This window comes from Candidatus Cloacimonadota bacterium, from assembly GCA_034661015.1.
Classification (GTDB): domain Bacteria; phylum Cloacimonadota; class Cloacimonadia; order JGIOTU-2; family JGIOTU-2; genus JAYEKN01.
On the sequence record JAYEKN010000062.1, the window covers coordinates 1 to 9,131 of the forward strand.

6 protein-coding genes are annotated in these 9,131 nt (G+C 36.5%); all 6 read right to left on the reverse strand.

Annotated elements, in window-relative coordinates; all coding sequences use genetic code 11:
* Window positions 1-190: 190 nt before the first annotated feature.
* The gene (locus tag U9P79_01865) at window positions 191-1,021 is read right to left on the reverse strand and encodes a BtpA/SgcQ family protein (protein MEA2103375.1); all 831 of its coding nucleotides are present in this window, start codon (window positions 1,019-1,021) and stop codon (window positions 191-193) included.
* A gap of 3 nt (window positions 1,022-1,024) precedes the next feature.
* Complete coding sequence (locus U9P79_01870) at window positions 1,025-1,204, reverse strand: 4-oxalocrotonate tautomerase family protein (protein ID MEA2103376.1); 180 nt, start codon at window positions 1,202-1,204, stop codon at window positions 1,025-1,027.
* Window positions 1,205-1,245: 41 nt separating this feature from the next.
* A complete protein-coding gene (gene larA, locus U9P79_01875) occupies window positions 1,246-2,526 on the reverse strand; it encodes a nickel-dependent lactate racemase (GenBank protein MEA2103377.1) in 1,281 nt (426 codons plus the stop codon).
* Window positions 2,527-2,554: 28 nt separating this feature from the next.
* Window positions 2,555-5,254 (reverse strand): DNA polymerase I, encoded by a 2,700-nt coding sequence (gene polA, locus U9P79_01880; GenBank protein MEA2103378.1) that lies wholly within the window; start codon window positions 5,252-5,254, stop codon window positions 2,555-2,557.
* A 268-nt stretch (window positions 5,255-5,522) separates the two neighbouring features.
* Window positions 5,523-6,332, reverse strand: coding sequence for a 16S rRNA (adenine(1518)-N(6)/adenine(1519)-N(6))-dimethyltransferase RsmA (gene rsmA / locus U9P79_01885; protein ID MEA2103379.1), 810 nt, complete (start codon window positions 6,330-6,332; stop codon window positions 5,523-5,525).
* 16 nt (window positions 6,333-6,348) lie between these two features.
* Window positions 6,349-8,859 carry a leucine--tRNA ligase gene (leuS, locus tag U9P79_01890; GenBank protein MEA2103380.1) on the reverse strand — a complete coding sequence of 837 codons (2,511 nt, stop codon included), beginning with the start codon at window positions 8,857-8,859 and terminating at the stop codon, window positions 6,349-6,351.
* Window positions 8,860-9,131: the final 272 nt, after the last annotated feature.

Genomic DNA, 9,131 nt, shown 5'->3' on the forward strand with positions numbered 1-9,131 from the left:
AATATATTCTTCATCCTTTTTACAACTCATCCCCTAACCCCTTCTCTTCAAAGAGAAGGGGAACTTTTATCTCCCTCTCCTCGATAGGAGAGGGTCGGGGTGAGGTCGAAAAATGCTACTTTACGGATAAACTCTAATTACGCTGATTTGTCTGATAATGGGAATAAACCGATTAAAAAAACTCCTTCGGCTATTTTTCTCTCAGTCTTTGAATGGATTCAGCAAATTGTTTTACACGTTTTTCACTCACCGCATTCTCCCAGAAACCGTCTTTCTTAAAATAAGATCCAACGATAAAACAATCGGCGAGTTCCCAATATTTTTCTATATTTTCATCGGTAATTCCCGAACCAATAATAATTGGTAAATGCGAAAAATAGCTTCGGTGCATTGCGGATGTTACCTGTTTTAAATCACCGACTGATGCTGGTAAGGAAGTTGATCTTCCGGTTACGATTATTCCGTCACTCAGCGAAAATTCAGCAGCTATTGCCATTTCTGCGAGATCTACATCGGAAGTGATGGCGTGTGAAGAATGCTTCTTTTTTATATCAGTGAAAATTGCAATATTTTCTGCACCGATCTTTTTCCGATAACGAATCAAATCCCCGGCACATCCGTCCATAAAACCTTCATCTGCTATATGCGAAAAAACAAATCCTTCTGCCCGAATGAAATCAAGATTGGCAGCTTTTGCTACAGCCACCGCTTCCCTGTTAGCCCCGGCAAGGATTTGAATACCGCAAGGTAAATTTGTGATCTGTTTTACGCGTAAAGCAATCACAGCCATAGCAGCCGTGATCTCCGGTCCGACATTCCGGTTTAGATAGGGAACATCGTGCATATTTTCCAACAGGATTCCATCAATCCCATTATTTTGATAAATTTCAACTTCTGCAAGAGCAATTTTAATTATCTCTGAAATTGATTTTGAATTTTTGGGAGTTCCGGGAAGGGCATGAACATGAATCATACCGATCACAGATTTTTGTTTTTTAAATATTTTTTTGAAAAGTTCCATGAATTAACCCAAACTTTTTCCGCCGATACCAAAGTTTTCGCGTGGAACTTCTTCCAATTTTACATACACATATTTTTTGTCTTTGCCGGTTACTTCATGAACAGCATCGGTAAATTTTTTAATCAGTTCATCCTTTTCTTTTTTTGTTAATTTTCCGGCATTTTCCATTGTTACGATTGGCATTTTTGCTCCTTTCGATAAATTATAATTTTTTTTCTTTTTCTTTATTGATGTGAAACTTTTTTCACGGGAAAAAGCATTGTCCCATTTGGAATAATATAGCTGCGAAAATTTTGTCCATGCTTCTTTTTGATGAATCGAACTGCTTTTTCAAAAGACGCAATAGGCGTAAAATGAACATCTTCTACGAGTTTGTCCGGCATATTGCTCAGCACGAGGATATCCGCTTTCTTCAACAATTTTCCGGTTGCAAAAGCACGATGTCCACCGATCTGAATTTCCGATTTTTTTACTTTGAACAAATCATCCACGCATTTAGCACTTTTGAGAACTTTTTCCATATCGTCCTGCCCGATCCCTTCACCGGATTCCGTAGAAATTACTATTGTCCCACCTTGTTTTAGCATCCCGATTACATTATTCAAAGTCCGCTGCGACTGGTAAAAACTCATATCTTTGGGATATCCACCGGTTGAGGTAAAAATCACATCTGCCAACTCGCTAAATTGAACGGAATTGTAATTTTTATATTCTTCGATTCCTTTCAAAAAAGATTTCTCAATATCTCCGGCTACGCAGTCAATTATTTCTTTTCTGCGATTCAAGACCATATTTAGGGTAAAATCCACTCCAACTTTATGGGCTGCTTCGCTCATTTCCAAATGAATCTTGTTACCCGCGAGTTTGCCTAATCGGGCATACTTATAGATAATATTCGAGTGATTTTCCCGCGTTGTTGAATACCCGCTCACCCCTGGTAAAATTGATTTTCTCCCCCCGCTAAATCCGGCAAAATAATGGGGATTGATGGAACCGACGGTTATCACAAAATCTGCTTCGATAACTTTCCGGTTTATAAGAAGCCGGTTTCCGCTCTTCATTTCGCCCATATCTACAAGATCATCTGCTCGACAATCGTGATTTGAGACTTGATAATTATCCACTACAAAATCTCCGTAATGGAACCGTTTCTCCTGATCAGTCATTTTTCGATGAGTGCCATTTGCAATTATAATTTGAATTGCAAATTGAATTTCGACTGAATTTATCTCTTCTAACAGCGCCTCCAAAAGCAGATTAAATGGACCCGGTCTGGTAATATCACTAACAATTATTACAATTTGTTGTGGATTTTTTTGCAAAAGTAATTTTGTCAAAGGTTTTGCACCAATAGGAGTTCGTAGCTTGCCCTTGATCATTTTATGCGGATTTTGACTGCTCGGAATATTCCGCATCTTTAAAATGTCAATCACATTTTTTTGGGAAACAACTAATTTTTTGGTTTCTTTCCCAAATTTTAAATCTATAGAAATATTTTTGTTCATATTATTCGCCAATCTGCTGATAAATTTTTTAATGGGCTTCCAACCAATTTTTCCCATGCCCAATATCAACTACGATCGGAACGATGTTACGATGATTTTCATTTAAAACGGATTCCATCTCTATTTTTATCATTTCTGTGTATTTTTCTAAAAAATTTTTTCTAATTTCAAAAAGCAATTCGTCGTGAATTTGGATTATCATTTTTATTTCATCAGTTTTATTATGAATTTTATTGTAAATATTACTCATTGCGATTTTTATAATATCCGCAGAAGTTCCCTGAATCGGCATATTTATGGCGGTTCTTTCTGCAAATTTTTGCATATTCTTGTTTCGACTATTAATATATTTCAGAAATCTTTTTCGCCCGAATAGGGTTTGTACATATCCGTTTTTATGAGCGAACTCTTTAGTTTTTTCGAGATATTCTTTTACTTTCGGAAAGTGATTAAAATAATTATCTTTGAATGTTTTTGCTTCTTCTCTGGAAATATTTAAGTCTTGCGAAAGCGAATAAGAGCCCATTCCATACAAAATTCCAAAATTAATCGTTTTTGCTTCTCTTCTTTGATCAGAGGTAACAAAATCAGGTGGAATGTCAAAAATCAAAGATGCGGTTTGTGCGTGAACATCTCCACCGGTTTGGAAGGTCTTGATAAGATTTTTATCCTCGGACATTAATGCCATAATTCGCAGTTCGATCTGGGAATAATCTGCAGCAAGAATGGTAAAATCTTCGCTTTGGGCAATAAATCCTTCCCTTATTCCCCTGCCTATTTCTGTCCGAATCGGAATATTTTGCAAATTGGGATTAGAACTGGAAAGACGACCAGTAGCCGTAACCGTTTGGTTAAAAGACGAATGGATTCTATGAGTTCCGCGATTGATGAGCTTGGGAAAAGCATCTGCGTAAGTAGATTTTAATTTTGCTAATTTTCTGTAATCTATCATCAGAGAAGCAATATCGTGATCTTTGCTGAGTTTTTCTAAAACGTCAATATTAGTCGATTTTCCTGTTTTTGTTCGTTTTATCACAGGTAGATTCATTTTGTCAAAAAGAATGTAGGAAAGTTGGGCAGGAGAATTTATGTTGAATTCTTCTCCGGAAAGTTCAAATATTTTTTTCTTCAAATCTGCCAGTTTTTCGCCAAGATTCTGCGAAAGATGCTTGAACATTTTCACATCCACAAAAACACCGTTGCGTTCCATACTCGCAAGAACCTTGACCAACGGCATTTCAATTTGTTTAAAAAGTTCAAATAAGCCTTGATTTTCCAATTTTTCCGCAAGTATTTCCCACAATTGATAAGTGATATTTGCATCTTCGGCTGCGTAAGTGAGAGCTGCTTCAATTGCAGTTTGGGTAAAATTGAGCTGCTTCTTTCCCTTTCCGATAAGGGCAGAAATCGGAATCATTTTATGCTCTAAATATTTCAAACTAACTGCATCGAGATTATGCCGATGTTCATCTGGAGAAAGAAGATAAGCAGCGATCATTGTGTCAAATCCAAGGTTAGCAATTTCGATTCCTTCGTTCTGAAAAATCATATAATCGAATTTGATGTTATGTCCGATAAAAAATTTATTTTTGTTCTCAAGTAACGGTTTTAAAGAAGAAAGAACATAATTTAAATCCAACTGAAGACCATAATCATGCCGAAGCGGGATATAATACGCGACTTTGGGTTCATAGCAAAAGGAAATGCCTACGATTTTTCCATCAATTTTATTTAAAGAATTTGTTTCCAGATCAACCGCAATATTTTTTTGCTTATGTAGTTCCTCAAGCAAGTTTTCAAAATCTTCTTTCTTGGCGATCAGTTTGTATTCCGATACAATTTCAGCAGAAACCTCCTCAGATTTTTCCACCGACTTTTTCTCAAAATGTTTTGAAAATGCATTCAATTCATACCGCTTGCAAAATTTTTCCAATTCTGGAGTAAATAGTTCCCCGAATTTCATTTCATCTTCAGAAATCGAAATCGGGACATCAATATCCAGAGTTACAAGTTTTTTGGAAAGTGTTCCCAAATCGGAATTTTCTTGAAGAGATTTACGAATACTGTTTTTTGTGATTTTATCTGAATTTTGAATAATGTTTTCGATATTCCCAAATTCATTGATTAATTTTGCTGCTGTTTTCATTCCGATTTTAGGAACACCGGGAACATTGTCAGATGAATCGCCCATTAAACCGAGTAAATCTATAATGTGTGCGGGTGGGACGCCGAATTTTTCTTTTACCTCTTTTGGTCCCACAAATATTTTTTTGGAAAGCCGATAGATTTGAACATTATCATTCACAAGTTGATACAGATCTTTATCAGAGGAAAGAATCAGAATATCAAATTTTTCTGAAAATCTTGAAACGATCGTACCAATAATATCATCTGCTTCAAATCCTGCTTGCGAGAAAAAAGGAACCTTTGCAGCCTTTAGCAATTCTTGAAGAGGAGCGAGCTGGGAAACCAAATCTTCCGGCATTTTATCGCGTGTAGCCTTGTATTCCGGATATTGTTTATGCCGAAATGTGGGAGCTTTTTCATCTTGAATAACAGCAAAATATTTTGGATCAAACTTTTTTTTAATCGAAACCAAAGTATTCATGAATCCGAATATAGCACTCGTGTTTTCTCCACGAGAATTGATCAAAGGATTATTCTTAAAAGCAAAGTAGGAACGATAGATTACCGCAGAACCGTCTAATAGTAAAATTTTTTCTTTCATAATTGCAAAAATGTTAAAACTCGAAAATTATGTCAATTTGTGGGTAAAAAAATTGTAAGTTATTGGTTGAATGTTATGGATAAATGCTGTTAAGTTAAGAAAAATTCTAATTGTTTTTAGATTTCTTTCCTCTACGAAGTTTGATGAAAAATGACCATTTGAAATGTAATGTTTATAGAGTCCATCTCTCATTCCCATCCGCCAGCTGGCGGATTGGGAACGAACTTTTTCGCGAAGCCCCTGCTTCGCAAACTACAGAATAACCTCTTCACTTAACAGCATTGTTTTGATGATTAAAACAACAGCGATCAACCTCATTGGCTAATTCAATAAAATCCGCTGTGGTTAATTGTTCCGGACGTTTAGTCAGATCAAACTCGATTGAATTTATTGAACAATCTTTAATAAAATTCTTCAAACTCGAACGTAGCATTTTTCGTCTTTGCTGAAAGGATTTATCAATTATCGCAAATAGAAGATTCTGATTTTCAACCTCCAATTTTCCCGCTTTTGGTTTCATTTGAATAACGGTGGAAACGACCTTTGGTTGAGGTTTAAACAAATGTGGTGGGACATGGAACAACTTTGATAAATCGAAAAACAATTGAGTTTTCACGGAAATTCTGCCGTATTCCCTGCCTCCTGCATTAGAAACGATTCGTTCCGCCACTTCACGCTGAATCATAATCGTTATTAATGAAAACATTTCTCTGTGTTCCAGAACTTTAAAAATAAAGGGAGAAGTAATCTGATACGGAAGATTTGCGATAATTTTTATTTTCTTTGGTTCAGCAAATTCATTGAAATTCGCTTTTAGGATGTCGGAATGGATAATTTCTAATTTTGTTCCCACATAATCCGGATCAATTTTTGTTTTTAAATATTCAACCCAATTTTTATCTATCTCAAATGCTACTAATTTCCGGCAATTTTTCAAAATTTCATTCGTTAGAATCCCCTTTCCCACGCCAATTTCCCAAACAATATCTGTTTTGGAGATTTTTGCCGAACGGACGATTTTCTTAGCAATATTCTTATCGATCAAAAAATTTTGCCCTAGAGATTTTTTTTGTCGCATCCAAGTTTTGAGAAAATTATTTTACCACAAAACTGACTAATTTTTTGGGAACAACAATTACCTTTTTTATTTCTTTCCCTTTGATGTATTTCTGCACTTTTTCATCAGCAAGAGCTTTAATTTGAACTTCAGCGGAAGGCATTTCTACATCAACAATTATCTTACTTCGCAATTTCCCATTGATTTGGATGACGTAAGTTATTTCATCTTTTATTAGATATTTTGGATTATAAGAAATCCAATCGCTATCCAGTATGGAGGGCTCATTGCCAAGGAGATACCAAATTTCTTCAGAGAGATGGGGAGCAAAAGGAGAGATCAATTTTGGAAGTACATCAATCGCTTCACGATAAATTGCTTTGTCTATTTCGCTTATATTGTTTTCGAGATTGAATTTTGTGATATTATTCAAATGCTCCATAATTGCTGCAATTGCCGTATTGAATTGCATTTTTCCTTCGATGTCTTCTGTAACTTTTTGTATCGTGAAATGAGTGCTGTATCGCAACTTTTTCGCTTGAGCAGAAATATCACCATCAGCGGAATATCCTTTTGGAAGATTTAGGATAAAATCCTGCTTTTGTGAAATCAATATCCAAATACGGTTCAGAAAGCGGAAAGCACCTTTCACACCTTCGTCATTCCATTCCACATCCTTTTCAGGGGGAGATGCAAAAAGCATGAAAACACGAATTGTGTCCGAACCATAACGATCAATGTAAGTTTGAGGGTCAACAGTATTGTCCTTTGATTTGGACATTTTCGCACCGTCTTTTGTTACCATTCCCTGAGTAAGCAGATTTTTAAATGGCTCATCCGTTGTAACCAAACCGATATCTCGCATAAATTTGTGGAAGAAACGGGCATAAAGCAAATGCATGCACGCATGTTCAATTCCGCCTATATATTGATCAACCGGAAGCCAGTGATCAGCAATTGCTTCATCAAAAGGTTTTTGGGTGTTTTTGGGATCGCAAAATCGGGCGTAATACCAGGATGAATCAAAGAAAGTGTCCATCGTATCGCTTTCTCGCCTTGCAACTCCACCACATTTCGGGCAGGTAGTATTCATAAATTCAGAATGCGAGAGGAGGGGATTGTTCGTAGATCTTTTAATTTGAATGTCATCGGGTAGTTTCACCGGCAAATCTTTTTCAGGAACAGGAATAATTCCGCACTTTTCACAATAAATCATGGGAATGGGAGTTCCCCAATAACGCTGTCTGGAAATTCCCCAATCGCGCAAACGATAATGAACCGTTTTTTTACCGGTTCCCTGAGAATACATCCAATTCGTGATTTCTTTGATTGCCTCCCTGTTTTTCATACCGGTAAATTGTTTGGAGTCAACCAATATTCCGTCATCAAGATAAGCCTTCTCCATTTCACTCAATACAAGATTTTTATCAGGATTTTGAATAACGATTTTTATAGGCAAATCATATTTTTGGGCAAATTCGAAATCCCGCTGATCATGTGCCGGCACGCACATCACCGCTCCGGTTCCGTAATCCATCACCACATAGTTTGCTATCCAGATCGGAATTTTTTGGTCATTAACCGGATTGATTGCATATTTTCCGGTAAACATGCCCACTTTTTCAGTGTCCTCAGCGGTTCGCAGTAATTTATCTTCGTTAATAATTTTATCTGTGAATTTTTTAAGATTTGTTTTATCAGAACTTTCCTCAATTATTTTCGTAACGAGGGGGTGTTCGGCTGCAAGCACGAGATAAGTACAGCCAAATATCGTATCGGGACGAGTTGTAAAAACCGGAATGGTTATTTGGTCATCTTCCATCATTTCGGTTTTGTTCAAGGCAAGTTTGAAGAACATCTCAGTTCCGCTACTTCTACCGATCCAATTTTTTTGCATGGTTATCACGCGGTGGGGCCAGCCACCAAGTTTTGAATGATCAAGCAGTTCTTCTGCATAATCTGTAATTTTTATAAACCATTGCTCAATTTCCTTTTGTTCCACCTGCGAATCGCATCTCCAGCAAACTCCATTTTCCGCTTGTTCATTTGCGAGAACGGTCTGGCATTCAGGGCACCAATTCACATAAGAAGATTTTCGATAAACCAAACCCTTTTCATACATTTTAAGAAAAAACCACTGATTCCATCTGTAATATTCCGGATCGCAAGTTACAATTTCCCGATCCCAATCATACCCAAAACCAACGGATTTGAATTGCTTCCGCATTTTATCAATATTCTCGTGAGTAGTGATTTTGGGATGAGAATTATGCTTGATCGCATAATTTTCAGCAGGCATTCCAAAACTATCGTAACCCATCGGTTGCAAAACCTGAAAGCCTTTCATCATCTTAAATCTTGCTACTGCATCTGCAATCGAGTAATTTGACATATGCCCCATGTGCAAAACTCCGGAAGGATATGGGAACATTGAGAGTAAATAAAATTTCGGTTTCTCTTTCGAGAATTCATTATCTACATAAAAAAGGCGTTTTTGCTCCCAAAAATCTTGCCACTTTTTTTCTATAATTTGAAAAGGGTATTCCATTATTGCTCCAACACATATTTCACCTTAAGGAGTCTCCAGCAAATGTGGATTTTCCTCTGAATGACTTTGTTAATTTTATTTTGTATTTGCAAAAATTAAAACAGTAAATTGAAGTCAACTTTTTCCAAAGTAAAATTGAAGAAGGGAGTGAGAAACTGGGATTCAGGCGATTATTTACGGTCTTCGCTTTATATATCCATACTCACGCTTTGGAAACTGTAATACGTTTCTCCGAAACGTTTCTCTCACCACGCTTTGGAAAAGCGTAATAC

Coding starts and splice junctions, on each gene's coding strand:
- U9P79_01865 (MEA2103375.1), bottom strand. CDS start 1,021: ATGGAACTTTTCAAAAAAATATTTAAAAAACAAAAATCTGTGATCGGT.
- leuS (MEA2103380.1), bottom strand. CDS start 8,859: ATGGAATACCCTTTTCAAATTATAGAAAAAAAGTGGCAAGATTTTTGG.
- rsmA (MEA2103379.1), bottom strand. CDS start 6,332: ATGCGACAAAAAAAATCTCTAGGGCAAAATTTTTTGATCGATAAGAAT.
- larA (MEA2103377.1), bottom strand. CDS start 2,526: ATGAACAAAAATATTTCTATAGATTTAAAATTTGGGAAAGAAACCAAA.
- polA (MEA2103378.1), bottom strand. CDS start 5,254: ATGAAAGAAAAAATTTTACTATTAGACGGTTCTGCGGTAATCTATCGT.
- U9P79_01870 (MEA2103376.1), bottom strand. CDS start 1,204: ATGCCAATCGTAACAATGGAAAATGCCGGAAAATTAACAAAAAAAGAA.